Source organism: Hungatella sp. SB206 (assembly GCF_051132295.1).
In the GTDB taxonomy this organism is placed as follows: Bacteria; Bacillota; Clostridia; order Lachnospirales; family Lachnospiraceae; genus Hungatella; species Hungatella effluvii.
This window is the reverse complement of the sequence record NZ_CP096603.1, coordinates 555,369-571,310: the sequence shown is the minus strand read 5'-3', so window position 1 is coordinate 571,310 and position 15,942 is coordinate 555,369. Positions and strand designations below refer to the sequence as shown.

Below are 15,942 nucleotides of genomic sequence, written 5' to 3'. Positions count from 1 at the left end.
TCTGCATTTACTTATCAGTTGTAAAACTCGTTGATCTGCTTCTGTGCCTCCTGGATGATCGTATCAAACCCTGCGGCCTTTAATTCCTGGATCACGGCCGGAACCGCTGTCTCCGGGTCGGAAGCGCCGGTTAACAAGTCGTATTTGTACTTCTGCCATACGGTCAGACAGTTGGACATCTCATTCTGGATATTGGTCAGATCGAGGGAGAAACCTAAGCAGGAAGAGGAAACCGCTTCCTCGTTCTGTTTCTTTACCTGATCCCATTGATCCGGGTCCGCATCCTCCGTAATGGACATGTTGAAGAAGGTTCCCTGCGTATAGGCGGCAAGCGGCCATGTATCCGTCTGCTTCTCAATTACGCCGTCGCCCACATATTTGAAGGTTTTATCCGGCACACCATATGCCAGCATATCGCGTAATTTGGAGTCGGTATTCACGAGCTGCAGGAATTTCAGGCACTCATCCTTATATTTGGAGTTTATGGAAACGGCGTTCATGGAGCCCTGGATGGTATCGGTAGAATAGAGCGGGCCGAATACCTTAAACGCATCATACTTCTCCACACCGTTTAATACCTGCCATGTGGCAACCGCACTGGGCCAGCCCTGTGCGGAAGAAAATGGAAGCTTCTTCTGCGGCTCGGTCAGAACATTCGCATCCGGATTGATGATGCCATCCATATACCATTGATGAAGCAGCTTTAAATTCTCCATGATATCCGGCTGGTCCAGAGTACAGATCACGGTTCTTGTCTGGTCATCTACCTTTACGCCGAGAGGCTGCAGGCCGGAGGTCAGGCCGTCATATTCGTTAAAGAATCCATTAAAGGGGCTTCCCTGTGACATCTGAAGCGGATAGAAGCCCTTGCCCTCTCCCTCCTTCATATCGCGGAACGGCTTATCTAAGTCCTGCATCGTCTTGATCTGATCCAGATCAATGTTGTACTTCTGCACGTACTGATCATCAAAATACCAGAACTGTGCCATGGAGGAATCCTTATAGGTGGGAACGGAATAAACCTTTCCTCCAATGGTCACGCCCTTCCAGAGCTGCTCCGGAATCATTTCATAAAGCTCCGGCGCCACCGACTGGAGCTTGTCGGATATATCTTCGAACGCACCCATTTTCACAAAACGGCTGTAATTCGTATTGTTTACAAACATCATGTCAAAATACTCACCCGAGTTGATGATGGTGTTCATCTTCTTCTCGTAATCGCCCCATCCGGCCACCTTCAAATCCAGCTTTACATGGATCTTCTCCTCCAGATACTCGTTAATCGCGGCAATATCCTGATCAAAATCACTGGGCGTGGTTCCCCCCACGGTCCAATATACCAGAGTCGGAATGTCGCCCCCGGCTGGATCGGCCGCAGCCGTATCCTTCGCAGACGCACCATCTTTTTCCTCCGTGTCTCCCGCGGGAGTCCCCGTCTCTTTCGTATCTGTCTTAGCCGCGCATCCGGTTATGGTGCCGACGGCCAGCAGAGCGGCCAAACCGGCCGCAGCCGCTTTTTTCCATACATCTGTTTTCTTCATAAACAATCCTCTTCTTTCCTGATTATTCTATTATCAACGGGAAACCCGACTGATAAGCAGTTATTAAAATACGGGCGTGATCACCCTTTGACGGCTCCGACCGTCAGTCCGGAGATAAAGTATTTCTGGAAAAACGGGTATGCACATGCGATTGGCAGTACAATAATGACCACAATCGCCATACGGGCCGCTTCCTTTGGCATATTTGCAACCATATCCGCCATACTCGCGCCCATGGTTGCGGCGTTCTGCGCCAGCATGTTGATATTGGTCATGATGGCATTTAAAAGCGCCTGCAGGGAGTAGAGACGCTGGTTGTCGATGTACAGCATGGACTGATACCAGTCATTCCAGTAGGCGAAGCACAGGAACAGCCCAATGGTTGCGATAACCGGCAGGGAGATTGGAAGCACAATCTGAAAGAAAATCTTAAACTGGGTGGCCCCATCCATCTTGGCCGATTCGATCAGTTCCTCCGGTATGGTTGTCTTAAAGAACGTCCTGCATATGACGACATTAAAGGAAGATACCGACAGAGGCAGAATCAGCGCCCACAGAGTATTCTTTAAATGCAGGAACTGGGAGACAATAAAGTATGTAGAGACCAGACCTCCGTTAAATACCATGGGAATGAAGACCAGCATGGTGAGAAATCCGTTCAGCTTGTAGTCCGGCCTGGATAACACGTATCCCATCAAGGTGGTGAGAAGCGTTCCCAGGGCGGTTCCCACGATAGTAACAAACAGGGATACTCCCAACGCCCTGATGATCAGGGCACCCTGCTTCAGCAGATAGCCATAGCCATCCAGCGAAATGATCTTAGGAATCAGCCGGTAGCCGTAATCGGTGATAGACTGCTCCGCGGAGAAGGAGATTGAGACCACCAGCACCGCCGGTATTACACAAATCAGGGCCAGAATCAGAAACATGATATTTAACAAAATATTAGCCCTCGTGGATATCCTGTTGAAGCTCTGCACGTCTGCCGCTTCCTTATTTTTTTTGGACATATTCTTCCTCCTGTCTAATAAATGAGTGATAGTAGTTTTTCAGACACGTTTTAGATCATGGCGCTCTCCCGGTCAACCTTGCGCACTACGGCATTGGCCAGAAGAATGGTGATGCATCCGGCAACGGACTGGACGAATGCGGCCGCCGAGGCCATTCCCGTGGTCGATGACATGAGCTGTTTGTATACAAAGACATCCAGTGTATACGTTACATTGTACAGGGAATTGGAGTCTCTGGGCACCTGATAGAACAGGCCGAAATCCGAATAAAAGATACGGCCCACCGCCATGATGAACATCATGATAATGACAGTCCGCATGAGCGGAAGCGTCACCCATTTCATCTGCTGCCATACGCTGGCCCCGTCAATACAGGCGGCCTCGTAATACGTCTTGTCAATTCCGGTAATGGTAGCCAGATACACGACCATACTGTAGCCCAGATTTTTCCAGAGATACATAAATATTAAAAAGCCCGGCCACAGCTTGGGAACCATGTACCATTGTTTGGGATCCTGGCCGAGGCCTTCCATCAGATTGTTTAACATCCCTTTGTCAAAGCTTAAGAAGGCCCATACCAGAGCGGTTACCACCACCCATGACAAGAAATACGGCAGAAACATGGCCGTCTGAAATACCTTCGCCATGCGCTGGTTGTGAATCTGCCCGATTAAAAGCGCCATGGTTACAGGAACCACAATGTTTAAGATAATGAAGGTGATATTATAGAGAATGGTGTTTCTGAGTATCATCCAGATATCGCCGGACGAAAACAGGAACTTGAAGTTGTCCAGTCCGCACCACGCGCTGGTAAGAATGCTGTGTAGAAATCCCCCGTTGATGGTATACTTTTTAAACGCAATAATAATACCAAACATGGGCAAAAACGAGAAGAGCAGGTACCAGACCGCGGTTGGAAATGCCAGTATGGTCAATTCCGTGTCATCCCTGTTCCACTTCCGCTTTTTCCCCGGCTTCTTTTTCAAATCTGCCATAAAATATGCCTCCTTTTTCTTTTTCATTGTTCTTTTTCATATCTAAAAAATATTATAATCTATGCATTTTTACTTTTCTATCTATGATTTCTTATATAGTATCCTGTAAATGTTAGGTATATCCGAAATTTTATTGTTTTGTTTTTGTGCATTATGCACAATCGCTTTCCTTCTAATTCCTCTCTGTCACAGTTTTTTATCTCACTTTTTTGCAGGTATATCTAACGTTTATGAGATAGACAACCTTCTCCGTATTTTTTATACTGAACTCAGAAATGAAACCGACGCGGTACCCAAAGAGAGAGGAAGAACCCATTATGAATGTACAGCAAGAAATACAGCAAAAAATGAAAGACAATATTCTGCTGATCACCACGGACCAGCAGCGTTTCGATACCATTAACGCCTGGGGAAACCAGAGTATCTTCACACCGCACTTAAATTATATGGCAGCCATGGGGACCAGTTTTACCGGCTGTTACGCCTCATGCCCGATCTGTGTCCCCTCCAGAACCACCATCATGACGGGCATCGAGGGATACGAAAGCGGCGTTGTATCCAACGCGGACCACAGAGCATTTATGGAAGCGCGGACAGCAAAGCGGCTGACGCTTCCCGCCATGCTTACGGACGCCGGTTATCAGACATGTGCAAAAGGAAAGATGCATTTTGAGCCGGCCAGGGCCTGCTACGGCTTCGAGCATATGACCCTGCCGCTGGACTACATGCGCGCCTGTGACAAAAGAGGCGACCGGGTAAGGCCCAAGGTCCACGGCATAGGTGAATGCCTCATGGAGCCTGTGATTTCCACGGTGGAGGTCAGGGACAGCATGACCTCCTGGATCGGGGATGAAGCCATTGATTTTATCGAGACCAGAGATCCCCTGCGCCCGTTCTTTCTGTGGACCAGCTTCACAAAGCCGCATCCACCGTTCGATCCCTGCCGTGATTTCTGGGAACTGTACCAGCAGATTTCCATGCCGGAACCGGTATACGGAGACTGGTCCCACTCCCTCGAAGGCACTCCCCAGGGCTTTCTGGCCGGTTCCTATGAAAATACGGATATGCATCTCTTCGGTCCCGAACAGATTGCGGCCAGCCGCAGGGCATACTATGCCTGCATCACCCAGGTGGATTACCAGCTTGGCCGGCTGTTCGGTGCGTTGAGAGAACACGGTCTCTTTGAAAATACCTGGATTCTCTTTACCTCCGACCACGGAGAGATGCTGGGCGACCATTACATGTCCCAGAAGAACCTCTTTTTTGAGGGCTCCGCCCATGTGCCGTTCATCCTTGTTCCTCCAGCCGGGCGCGGCATCCCCCATAACAACCAGGTGGCTGGCGTCATCACGCTGGCCGATGTATTTCCTACCATACTGGCTATGGCCGGACTCACACCTCCGGAGGATGGAAGCGGAGAAAACCTGCTGCCATTTCTCAGTGGAAGGGGACAGAAAGAAAAGAGATTCTATGGAGACAGCCTTCATACGAATTTCTGTGTGATGGAAGACCGGAATAAGCTGATCTATACGAGAATTGGCAGCAGTATGCTGCTGTTTGATTTAGAAAAGGATCCCATGGAACGCCATAATCTGGCGGACGATCCCAAATACAGGGAAGTCAGAGAGCGGTTGTGGAGCTTATTAATCAGCCACGTAAAGAAAACCGCTCCCCAGGTATTAAAACCGGGAAGCGGCACAGACAATTCCGATACTTTTATATCCATTCCCGCCCCCCGTTTTCCCGGAGACATGCCCGGACGGTGGCTGGGATTCCATTACCATGATTATACGGTAGATACGTTTCATTGAACAGGTACTGAGCAGGAGCGGTGACACCAGTTTTCCATTGCAACCGGAAATAAAATCACATATAATGTAAAGAAGATTAAAAATGCAATGAATGAAACGAGGTATGATTCATGAAAAAACCATTGATTGGTCTTACGCCCTCCCACAACACAGACAACAACGACATACAGATGCGCCCCACCTACATAAAGGCTCTGACGGCCGCCGGCGCCATTCCTGTCGTACTTCCGCTGACTTCGTCTGAGGACGACTTAAGGCAGCTTGTGGACACGCTGGACGGCTTTCTCTTCACCGGAGGCCCCGACGTCCACCCCTTCCTGTTCGGAGAAGAAACTTTAGACCGCTGCGGCAGTGTTTCCGCCGAGAGGGATCAGATGGAACTGGCTCTCCTCCCCCTGGTGATGGAGACCGGCAAGCCTGTTCTCGGCATCTGCCGCGGGATACAGCTTTTAAACATCGGCCTGGGCGGCACCATCTGGCAGGATATTCCCAGCCAGGTAAAGAGTGATTTTCCGTTGGCCCACACCCAGCCCTTCGCCTACGCGCTCCCCTCCCACACCGTGACCTTGCAGCCCGACAGCCGTCTGGCCAGGATCGCGGAAGCGGAGACACTGTCCGTCAACAGCATGCATCACCAGGCAGTCAGGGATGTTGCCCCCAGCCTCGTCGCCTCGGCCCGTTCCTCCGACCAACTGGTGGAGGCAGTGGAGATGCCGGATTACCCGTTCTTCATCGGCGTCCAGTGGCATCCGGAGTATCTATGGGAGAAAAATGAAGCCGCCGCCAGACTCTTTTCCGAGTTTATCAAGGCGGCGGCTGGTACTGCATTGCGTAATTAACCGTGCTGCAGTACCGGAACTTAGCGCATCTTCCCAGCGGCTGCGATCAGCACCACGCTGAGCAGGATACACAGACATCCCGCGATCTTTCTCGCGGTGAACAGTTCGCCGAGGACCAGCACTCCAAGGATCACGCTGGTGATCGGCTCCAGTGTGGACAGTATGGCTGCCGTAGAGGCGCCCGTATACCGGATTCCCAGCTGGAATAAGCTGATCGCTCCCACGGAGGCACAGATGGAGACCAGGAATGCAAACAGCCACGCCTGGCCGGTTAAGTGAAGCGCCAGCTGGCCTGTCACGCCTCCGTAGATTCCCGATAAGGCGGCGCCGAACAGGCATAAGTAGAACGACAGCTTAAAATAGTGCATGTTCTTGATCCCCGACTTGTCCATAACTACCATATGAATGCTGTAAAACAGTCCTGAAAGCAGCGCCAGAAAGATTCCGGTGCCGCTTCCCGTGGCCGCAGAAAAATTTTCCAGAAACAACACGGTGCCGGCCGCTCCGCAGAGCAGAGCCAGCACCTTTTTTATCGTGATCCCCTCCCGGAAGATGAGGACGCAGCCCGCGGTAACCAGTACGGGATAGATAAAATGAAGCGTGGTGGCCATTCCCACCGGTATGTATGAGTATGACATATAGAGCGTCACCGTCGTTGCGAATGCCCCGAAGACGCCGCAGACAGCCACCGGCATTCTCCAGGCAGGTTCCACTTTAAGCGGGATGCCCTTTATTTTTAAGATCAGGAACAGGATCGGCAGGGACAGCAGACAGCGCAGAAACGTCATCGTGATCCCGTTGGCCCCGCCGTCATAAGAAATCCTGGCCAGAATGGGCGTAAATCCGAATATAACGGCAGAGGCTGCCGTAAATATAATTCCTTTATATACCTGGTTCTTCATCATAGTTTTTTTCCTTTCCGGTGCAGAGCCGTCTGATCGCAACCATTCAGACGGCAGGATAAACTTGTAAACTTACAGAATTTTTAAAAGCTGCTTTCGTCAATAACTTTAGCTGAGATTTCGGGGTTTTCGTTCTGCCGAAATCTCTCTCAACCTCATGAGGAACCACAATTCTTAGTAATTCTGTAAGTTTTCTAGAAGCAGAGCTTCAGACATTCTTCCGTAATGTCGCCGCAGAACACCTCATAGCTCTGTGTCTTTAAAAAATGTTCCACTTTTTCCGGCGATGAGGCCCAGTTGGAGACAATACGGCAGAGCAGCGACAAATTCTTGTCTCCGTCCCGCTTCGTCTTAATCATCACCAGCACTTTTATAATATCCTGTTCCCACAGAATAGGCGTTTTTAAGATGCAGACGTAACAGCCCGCGTTCTTTAAGATTCTCCCCAGATCCTGGATATGGGCGATCCCGTTGCCCACCTCGTTGGCCCGGAAAGCATTCTTCCAGTCCAGCTCCGTGGCGATCAGGCCGCGCCCAGCCAGACAACGGTACAGGTTCTCCATGACCTCATCCCGGTTCCGCCCCTCCAGTCCGAACATGCCGAATTCCGGTTTTAAATACTGCTCGATCTGTACCTGCTCCAGCTTATATTCCGCGATCGCACTGCAGACCTCGCTGGTGGAATCGCCGTCCTGTATCTCATAATACGGCAGATTCCCCGGCAGCCGGTAGTCGCTCACATAGATCAGATACTGAAGCTGGTTCAAATAGCCGTTATTGTGGTATTTATCTATCCATATCAACTCATAGCCGTCCTTCGGGAGGCTTTCCGAAAGCTCGTTATAATAGATCAGCGCCTCCGAGAGCCCTAAGTCCCCACAGAAGCCGATCTTAAACCTCCTTCGCTTCTCATGGGTGCTGATAATCATGTTAAACGCCGGCACCAGATACGCGAACTCATTATTGTCCATCTGCACTCCAAACAGCTTTTCTATGATACCGCTGGCAGAGTGAGCCACCTTGGTGGCAAACAGATAGCGGCGCAGATTCTCAAACAGAAGTGGATTTCTGACGATCAGATGCGTTCTGAGCCTTAAGACCATGGGCTCAATGCTGGTATATAAAAAATCCAGGAACACAGGATCATCGGTAAAATCCAGTTCAAAATTGTCCTTCACCTCCCGCAGAATTTCCGCCACGCACTGCTTTAATGTGGCGTGTTCCTCGGAGCCTACAGGACCGCTGTCCGGCATTTTCTTACTCAGGATATGGAGAGCAAAATACTCCCGCTCTTTCTCAGAAATCGATATGGAATAGAGTTCTTCCAGCTGGTCCGCGACCTCCCCTGCCGCGTACCGCTCCCTCACATAATTCATCGTCATGGTACCGCAAGACAGCTCCCCGATGCCGCATCCGGCCCTCATGCGCAGCACACTGACATACATATGACTGGCCAGATCCACGGCCAGAAACGGTGACAGCCTGATCTTATTGGCCCGGCACGCCTCCCAGACGATCCGGACCAGTGTCTCTCTCTGGGCATCCCAGTCATACTTTCCGCCATCCGCCCGCCGCTGAACCATAACCTGAAGCTTGTCATCGTACCGGAAGAAATATTCCGCAATACAGAGGCGTTTATCCAGTTCATCACCGGCGACACCGATTCCCCGCCGCAGATTCACGTCGATCTCCAGACGGAACTTGGCAAGAAGGGTGCGGGCGCGGTTCAAGTCCTGGGTAAGGGTCGAACGGCTGATGTAAAACGTGTCCATCAGCTCCTCCGCCTTATAGTACGGCTTTCCGATCAGCAGCTTGTTGATGATATAGATGACTCTCTGAAAATTATACCGGAACACTTCGCCCTTATTTTTCCGCAGATTGGCCCGGAGCGCCTTCGACAGCCCATCCATGTCGGAGCCGTCTCCCACCAGCAGGCGGTAGCCGTAGGACCGTTTCGATTCGATCTCCACGCCGTACTCCTTTAAGAAGCTCTGAAGCTCCTTTAAGTCGTACTTTACCGTGCGCACAGAAACCCCGGCTGCTTCTGCGAGAGCAGCCGAGGTTACGTACGTTTTCCTGCCTAACATCGTTTTTATTATGATGACATATCTGGTTCTTGCCTCAACCATGAGCTTCTGACCTTTCCGGGTTCGCCAGGATTAAAGGATGTGAAGAAGAGAACCTATCACACCTACTGCGATTGTAATCAATAAGATTGTAGTTGATTTGCAGCCTTTTTTCAAGAGGCCAAACATCGCCAGGGTGTAAAGCAACGGAAGCAGCAATGGGAAAATCTGATCTAAGTATCCCTGAAGCTCAAACGCCGTCTCCCCGATGGTAAAGGTAAGCGGGGTTTTCATCGCAACCATGGAGGCACTCATGGCGCCGATTACCATAAGGCCAACGATTGACGCGCCCTTGGAAATCATCTTTAAGATGCCTGCGCTCTTCGAGTTGCTCATTAAGCCTGCGCCGAACTGATAGCCCAGCACTGTGCCGTAGTAGCGGATCAGGAGATGCGGAACGTTGAAAATGATTAAGAACAGAACCGCACCCAGAACGCTTCCCTGCTGTGCCAGAGATAAACCGATACCTGCGGCGATGATTCTCAGTGTGCCCCAGAAGAAGGAATCGCCGATTCCGGCTAACGGGCCCATGAGTCCTACCTTTACGTTATTGATGATATCCTTGTCAAAGTCCTTGTTCTCACTGGCTTCCTTCTCCATGGCTGCTGTAACGCCGCTGATTACGGATACCATATGAGGTGTGGTATTAAAGATCGCCATGTGGCGCTTTAAGGCTTCCGCCTGTCCCTCTTTTGTCTTATAGAAACGTTTAATCGCCGGCCACATACCCACGGAGAAGCCCAGGGCCTGCTGCCTTTCGTAGTTGTAGGAGGCCTCCAGCAGGAATGAATTCCAGAACAGGCCATTTACCATTTTTTTGTCTTCGGCAGACATTTTTTGCTTACTCATCGAACAAATCCTCCTCTTCCTCTGAACTTACGGCTGCAGCCGCTGCTGTCCCATTTCCAGACACGCCCTTTTCATAGCAGATCACAAAGGCCAGCACGACGCCCATGATGGTAACCGCCATAATCGGCAGATTCAAATAGGATATCAGAATGAAACCAAATACGAAGTAAATTGCATTGCGTTTCTCCATCATCGGAAGAAGGAGAAGTGCGAAACCGACTGCCGGAAGGAGTCCGCCCGCTACGGAGAGACCATTTAAGATTACCTGCGGAATATTGTTTACAAACGCCTCAACCGCCGGTGAACCGAAGAGCAGTGCCACAAAACCTACTGCGAAATACATGAAACACTGAAGCAGAAGACCGCCGATGTTTAATGCGTACAACTTTTTGATGTCTCCCGCCTCCGCTAACTTCATGGCGAGATCCATAAACCAGCTTCGGATAATGAACACGATAACCTTTAATGACTGGGCCAGAATCGCGATAGGAAGTGCCAGAGCCAGAGCGATATCGGCTCCCTGTCCGGACTGGATCGCAAACGCCGTTCCAAGTCCCGCGCCGACTAATACATCCGGCGGAACCGCGGCTCCGATCTGAATAGCGCCCATAAATACCAGTTCCAGAGTGGCTCCGACCATGACACCGGTCTGTAAGTCTCCCAGCAGTGCACCGATCACCGGTGAGACCACGATCGGCCGGATCACCATAGGTGTACCGCCTAATTTTTCCAGGAACCACAATACTGCCATTGCGAGTCCAACTAAAATTGCTGCCTGCATAATTTCATTTCCCCCTTTTTAAAATTTCTTACGTAAGTCCGCATACTTTGCCATTGCCGTGGACGGTACTTCCTGAACCTCGATGGTATATCCCGCAGAAGCTATCTCATCTAAGTTCCTTAAGTCCTCCTCATCCACATAAACGGCCTTGGAAAACAGTTTCTTACCGTCCGCCATCTGAATTCCGCCTAAGTTGACGACTGGCTTCTCCTCCAGCTTCTTTAAAAGGCCGTTGGCATCGGCCGGACTACCGCAGATTGCAAATACTTTCATGTCCTTCAGTTTCGGGTTATTGATCAGCTTCGCCGCTTCCTCCACGCTTCTGGTGGCCAGCTTCACACCTTCCGGGCAGCACATCTTGATAACGCCCTTCCGAAACTCGTCTGCCGCGGCCGCGTCGCTGGCGATTACAATGGCGTTATAGCTGAGCGCCGATTTCCAGCTGTAGGCTACCTGGCCGTGCAGAAGTCTGTCATCAATTCTTAATTTTACTATCATATCGGATATCTCCCTTGTTATGAGCATTTGGCGGACGTATTTTGTCCGCCTACGTGCGATACATGTCATCTCCACTCAGCGTGCCCCGCTTTATCGGGCATGGTGAGGTCTTTTCGAACCTAGTGGAGTGGCGTCTATTTAGAAATCAAAGTCATCTGATGAATCAGCGGCTTCTTCCATCTCCACAACCATAAGCTGTTCTCTGGCCAGCGCCACTGTATTCTTCAGCTGATCCGCCGTAATGGGGCTGTCCCCGTCCAGCAGAGTTACAAGTTCCAATACCAGCGGCAGATTCGCCCCAGTGACAATCAGGCTGTTCTTCAGCCGTTTTCCCATAATTTTCTGGTTCACGCTACCAAAAAATGCATCAGTGATTACCAGAACCTGATCTCCCTCTCCGAGAGATTCCGCATAGTCGTCTATCTGTTTTTCCAGAGGTGTTTCCGTGACAAATGCGTTAATACAGGTGATGTCTTCCCGCTTCCCCATAATCAGGGACAGCGCGCTTTCCAGGCCATCCGCAAATCTTGCGTGAGCCGCGATGAGCATTCGTTTCATTTCTTTTCCTCCTCGTTATGAGCACTTAGCGCCTGTATTTTAGGCGCTTACGTGCGATACATGTCACTGGCACTTAGCGAGGTCTTTCACGAGCTTAGTGCAGTGACTTATAAAGTTTTTGTGATATACTGGCTGACTACCGCGTTGACGCCTCTGTGCAAGTCTCTTCCGCGGTCATCCGCCATCCGGTAAGCAAGCACCTGGAACACGGTCACGTACTCCAGACCGAAGAACCAGCGGCTGGCCGGGCTGATGGATAAGTCCCGTTCTTCCATGGGTTCTTCTCCTACCAGGGCGCAGAAACCGATCTGCTCCTTGATGAAGCGGGCGATTGCCTTTGCCTTCTCGTCGTCCTCTCCCCGGTGATATAAGATAAGGAAGAGAGTGGTGTCATCAAAAGAGTTCTGAGGGCCATGGATAAATTCTTCCAACTCGAAGCTTCTTGTCATCATGGGAACCATCTCCATAACCTTAATATCCCCTTCATTGACGATTGGATACAGGTCTCCGGTTCCGGCCAGCATCATTTTGTTTCTTCTTAACAGTGAGAATTTATTGGCCTGATACCACGTTTCCGTCGCCGCTTCCACAGCCGGCAGATTCTGGATCATCGCATCAAAGTCCTTTAAATATCCCGCTTCTGCTTCCGCCGTCACCTCTCCATTATAGACGCCTGCCGCAAGTCCCAGCAACCAGCAGACGGCGGCTGAGGTGGAAAATCCGATGGTGCGGTACATAAATTCCTCCTGTCCGCATCCCATATCCAGGTGGAAACCGGCCATCTTTGCGATGGACGCTTTTGCATCCGCGGTGATCGCCATACACGGCCTGTCCGCATTTTTAATCTTCTCCAGGGCCTGGTAAACAAGCTTTGTCTCCCCTCCCTGGGAAATTACCACATATACCGTCGAATCCGTATCACCTGCCTCCCGGCTCAGTTCCGTAACGGCTTCATAATTTACAAATAAATTCGGATACTTGAAATCCGTCTCTATTCCGCACTGATTTTTAATAAACAGCTTCGCTGTGTGGGCACTGTTGTAAGAGGACCCGCTGGCGATAAACACGAGGCGGCGAACCTTTTTGATCCCGCTCTCAGACAGATAATCCGCAATATTTTTCGCGCGTTCTGGATAACTGTCCCTGATTCCCTTCAGACATTTTGGAATCCTTTCAATACAATCTAATACAGTTGTCATATCCTGCACCTCCCTGACAAGTCACAGTATAGTCCTTTATAAAAAAGTTTTCAAATTGTATTTTTGCACTATATAAAGTGCAAAAACAGGCATACTTCCGAAGTACTGTTCTTTTTTCAGCCAAACTCCCTTCGCATAGTGTGCGCAAAAGCGGCCTGACCATTCGAGTCACGCCGCTTTCATACATGTATTACCATTATTCTGTTTTTCATCTCAGTATCTTCCTTATCGTAAGCTTTATCATTTTGTTGTTTACTTGTTTTATCTGTGGATCCTACACTGCCGCGTTAAAGCTTCTTTCCATTTCTCCCAAACTTCTTTTTCCGGTTAAAAAACGGAATCTTTGAAGCCGCGGCCTCGGCACGCCCTTTGTTATCTTTCTGATACGAACGGAGAAGCTCGTCCAGCTGTTTGAAACGCTCTTCTTCCTTCTCATCCTTCACTCTCATCAAATATTCCAGCTCTTTTACCACCTTGTCATTTACGATACTGCTGACATCCTGGCTCAGCTGTTCATTGTTGACCTCCAGGGCCCGTCCAATGATGTGATTCATGATTTCCTGGAACTGCTCCATCTTCTCCTGAGCAATGATTACCTGCGCTGTGCTATGTACTTCAGCAAGTCCCGTCTCTCCGTCTCCGCTGTCTGTGACTACCGCGCTCTCTTTTAATGCCCGTGTCACCGATTCCTCCAGAAGCTCGTCCGGTATCACCGGATCTTTTCCGTCTTCCATGATTTTATCAAGCGCTGTCTTGATGGCTTTTAACTGGTATCCTTTTTCCTTCAGTTCCTTGATCTGCTGGAATAAACGGATGTGTGCTTCGGTGTAATACCGGTGTCCCATCTCATTTCTTGGAATCGCAAGCTCAAGCTCGTCCTCCCAGTAGCGAAGTACGTGGGACTCTACATCCACCTTTTTAGATGCGTCCGATATTAAGTAATGTATCTCAGCCATAGCTATATCCTCTCCTTTGGTTCGTATAGTTTCATAACTTACTATTTATATCTTATGCGGCGGTGAGAGGGATTATGAATGGTTTTCGAAAATTTATTCAACACCTTTATAATTAATTCTTATCAATTGCTTCATGATATGAACGGTAGCCTGTATGATAACTCCGTTGACTGCCATGGATATGAGAGTTGCCCAGCCCAGGCAGCCCCCTAAGATAAAGCCGAATGCTGCTAACAGGACATCCAGTGTTATTCTTGTATTCCTGAGTGAATACCGGTATTTGTCCATAAAATACATCATCATGGCATCGATTCCGGCTTCTCCCAGCCTGGCGGATATATAGATCCCGATTCCCATACCCATAAATAAAAATCCGCCGGCTGCGCTGAGCAGCCTGCCCCAGAGGGGCACATGGGCCCCAGCGGGGAAACCGGCTGCAAAGAAGTTAACAAACGCTCCCACCAGAATACTGTTTAGAATGGAGCCAATTCCTATCCGTTTTCTGTCCAGAAAAAACAGGATTATGATAATACCAGTCATTAGAAGTTGGGAGGCCTGTCCCAGTGAAATATGAAATACATTACATAAGCCAGCCTGAAATAAGGAGAGCGGGTCTAGTCCAAAGCCCGCAGCAACCAGCAGATTGATACTGAGTCCCATAACAGCAGAGCCCAAAATTACCAGAACAATACGTACTAACATTTTATCCTTCATAAGTCCTCTTACATCAGACTGCGAAAAATCGTCTCGATTTCCTCTTTGTCCGGTTTGTAAATATTATGGCGCAGACTGGCATCTAAAAACGTCTTATCTGCCAGCAGGGAGATATCCTCCATTTTAACACCAAGCTCCGACAATTTCCTTTTCGTCCCTACCGCCTCAGACAGTTTTTCGATTCTTTCAATCAAATAATCCGCCCTCTCCCCGGTTGTCATATCGCGGCTCTCTATCGGGAAAACAGCTTCGCATAACGCGGCATAGCGTTCTTCAGCTTCCGGAGCCTTCCTATTGGCGCGTGATCCTTCCGGCATCAGGATCGCATTACACAGTCCGTGCGGCAGGTCATAAACCGCGCTTAACTGATGGGACATGGAATGAATGAGTCCGCAGCCAGCGTTTCCAAATGCCAGCCCTGCTAAAAACTGTGCAACCGCCATCCCCTCTCTGGACTTACGATCCGGAGAAATCACCGCAGGTTCCAGATGCTCAAAGATCAGACGCACCGCAGCCGCAGCCAGTTCCGATGTAATCAAAGCTCCATCTATGGAACAGTAGGCTTCCACCGCATGGGTCAATGCATCCATCCCGGTTCCTGCGGTGAGAGACGCAGGCATATTCATCATCAGTTCATAATCATCCACAGCCAGAACGGGAAGCACATTCCGGTCGGAATTTCCATATTTCCGGTTCTGCGCTTCATCGACTACTACATAGTCGCTGGTACATTCGCTCCCCGTTCCCGCCGTTGTCGTAACCGCAATCAGCGGGTATGCTCTGCTGCTTTTATCTGCCCCTGTATAGTCCTCAATTTTTCCGCTGCCCGCCGCTACAACGGAAATTGCCTTAGCGCAGTCGTGAGCAGAACCGCCGCCGACGGAAATGAGAAAATCACATTGATTTCGTATAAATGCATCCGAGCCCTGATTTACATTGTTTGTTGTAGGGTTTGGCTTAAAATCAGTAAATAACGCATAGCCTGTATCTGCTGCTTCCAGCGCATGAATGACATTTTTTACGATAGCCGTGTCAGACAGATCGCGGCCTGTTACCAGAAGTGCCTTTGTAAGCTTTCTGCTACGGATTTCATCCTGAATCCCCTGTACGCTTCCAAAACCAAACAGCGCACGTTCCGGTGACTGATATTTGAATACACCCAT

General features: G+C 49.8%; 15 protein-coding genes. 2 read left to right on the top strand and 13 right to left on the bottom strand.

Going from position 1 to position 15,942, the window contains the following annotated elements:
* Positions 1-14 precede the first annotated feature (14 nt).
* From M1L66_RS02660 to M1L66_RS02650, 3 genes are all read right to left on the bottom strand, one after another.
* Positions 15-1,541, bottom strand: a complete 1,527-nt coding sequence (locus tag M1L66_RS02660; protein ID WP_187023641.1) for an ABC transporter substrate-binding protein — start codon at positions 1,539-1,541, stop codon at positions 15-17.
* Positions 1,542-1,621: 80 nt separating this feature from the next.
* Positions 1,622-2,551, bottom strand: a complete 930-nt coding sequence (locus M1L66_RS02655; protein WP_187023640.1) for a carbohydrate ABC transporter permease — start codon at positions 2,549-2,551, stop codon at positions 1,622-1,624.
* A gap of 50 nt (positions 2,552-2,601) precedes the next feature.
* The gene (locus M1L66_RS02650) at positions 2,602-3,546 is read right to left on the bottom strand and encodes an ABC transporter permease (protein WP_110323174.1); all 945 of its coding nucleotides are present in this window, start codon (positions 3,544-3,546) and stop codon (positions 2,602-2,604) included.
* Positions 3,547-3,863: 317 nt separating this feature from the next.
* Here M1L66_RS02650 and M1L66_RS02645 point away from each other — a divergent pair, with 317 nt between their 5' ends.
* Entirely contained in the window at positions 3,864-5,357 is a 1,494-nt protein-coding gene (locus tag M1L66_RS02645; protein WP_187023639.1) for a sulfatase-like hydrolase/transferase, read from the top strand.
* A gap of 110 nt (positions 5,358-5,467) precedes the next feature.
* Positions 5,468-6,196, top strand: a complete 729-nt coding sequence (locus tag M1L66_RS02640) for a gamma-glutamyl-gamma-aminobutyrate hydrolase family protein (RefSeq protein ID WP_434690634.1) — start codon at positions 5,468-5,470, stop codon at positions 6,194-6,196.
* Between the two features lie 20 nt (positions 6,197-6,216).
* On the opposite strand, the gene M1L66_RS02635 is transcribed toward M1L66_RS02640, so the two are convergent.
* The 10 genes from M1L66_RS02635 to M1L66_RS02590 all read right to left on the bottom strand — a co-directional run bounded on the left by M1L66_RS02635 (position 6,217) and on the right by M1L66_RS02590 (position 15,942).
* Positions 6,217-7,101: a DMT family transporter gene (locus M1L66_RS02635; RefSeq protein ID WP_434690632.1), complete on the bottom strand. Its 885-nt coding sequence runs from the start codon at positions 7,099-7,101 to the stop codon at positions 6,217-6,219.
* A 191-nt stretch (positions 7,102-7,292) separates the two neighbouring features.
* On the bottom strand, positions 7,293-9,227 hold the full coding sequence (locus M1L66_RS02630; protein WP_434690630.1) for a BglG family transcription antiterminator: 1,935 nt from the start codon (positions 9,225-9,227) through the stop codon (positions 7,293-7,295).
* 30 nt (positions 9,228-9,257) lie between these two features.
* Positions 9,258-10,073: a PTS system mannose/fructose/sorbose family transporter subunit IID gene (locus tag M1L66_RS02625; RefSeq protein WP_187023635.1), complete on the bottom strand. Its 816-nt coding sequence runs from the start codon at positions 10,071-10,073 to the stop codon at positions 9,258-9,260.
* Positions 10,066-10,854 (bottom strand): PTS mannose/fructose/sorbose/N-acetylgalactosamine transporter subunit IIC, encoded by a 789-nt coding sequence (locus tag M1L66_RS02620; RefSeq protein WP_434690627.1) that lies wholly within the window; start codon positions 10,852-10,854, stop codon positions 10,066-10,068. The genes M1L66_RS02625 and M1L66_RS02620 overlap by 8 nt, the downstream gene beginning before the upstream one ends.
* An 18-nt stretch (positions 10,855-10,872) precedes the next feature.
* The gene (locus M1L66_RS02615) at positions 10,873-11,352 is read right to left on the bottom strand and encodes a PTS sugar transporter subunit IIB (protein WP_002602005.1); all 480 of its coding nucleotides are present in this window, start codon (positions 11,350-11,352) and stop codon (positions 10,873-10,875) included.
* Between the two features lie 138 nt (positions 11,353-11,490).
* Positions 11,491-11,910, bottom strand: coding sequence for a PTS sugar transporter subunit IIA (locus M1L66_RS02610; protein ID WP_117633281.1), 420 nt, complete (start codon positions 11,908-11,910; stop codon positions 11,491-11,493).
* Positions 11,911-12,017: 107 nt separating this feature from the next.
* On the bottom strand, positions 12,018-13,109 hold the full coding sequence (locus M1L66_RS02605; RefSeq protein ID WP_434690624.1) for an SIS domain-containing protein: 1,092 nt from the start codon (positions 13,107-13,109) through the stop codon (positions 12,018-12,020).
* 287 nt (positions 13,110-13,396) lie between these two features.
* Positions 13,397-14,065 (bottom strand): helix-turn-helix domain-containing protein, encoded by a 669-nt coding sequence (locus M1L66_RS02600; protein WP_002602008.1) that lies wholly within the window; start codon positions 14,063-14,065, stop codon positions 13,397-13,399.
* Between the two features lie 93 nt (positions 14,066-14,158).
* On the bottom strand, positions 14,159-14,779 hold the full coding sequence (locus M1L66_RS02595) for a YczE/YyaS/YitT family protein (RefSeq protein ID WP_117622593.1): 621 nt from the start codon (positions 14,777-14,779) through the stop codon (positions 14,159-14,161).
* A gap of 8 nt (positions 14,780-14,787) precedes the next feature.
* Positions 14,788-15,942 carry an iron-containing alcohol dehydrogenase gene (locus M1L66_RS02590; RefSeq protein ID WP_434690622.1) on the bottom strand — a complete coding sequence of 385 codons (1,155 nt, stop codon included), beginning with the start codon at positions 15,940-15,942 and terminating at the stop codon, positions 14,788-14,790.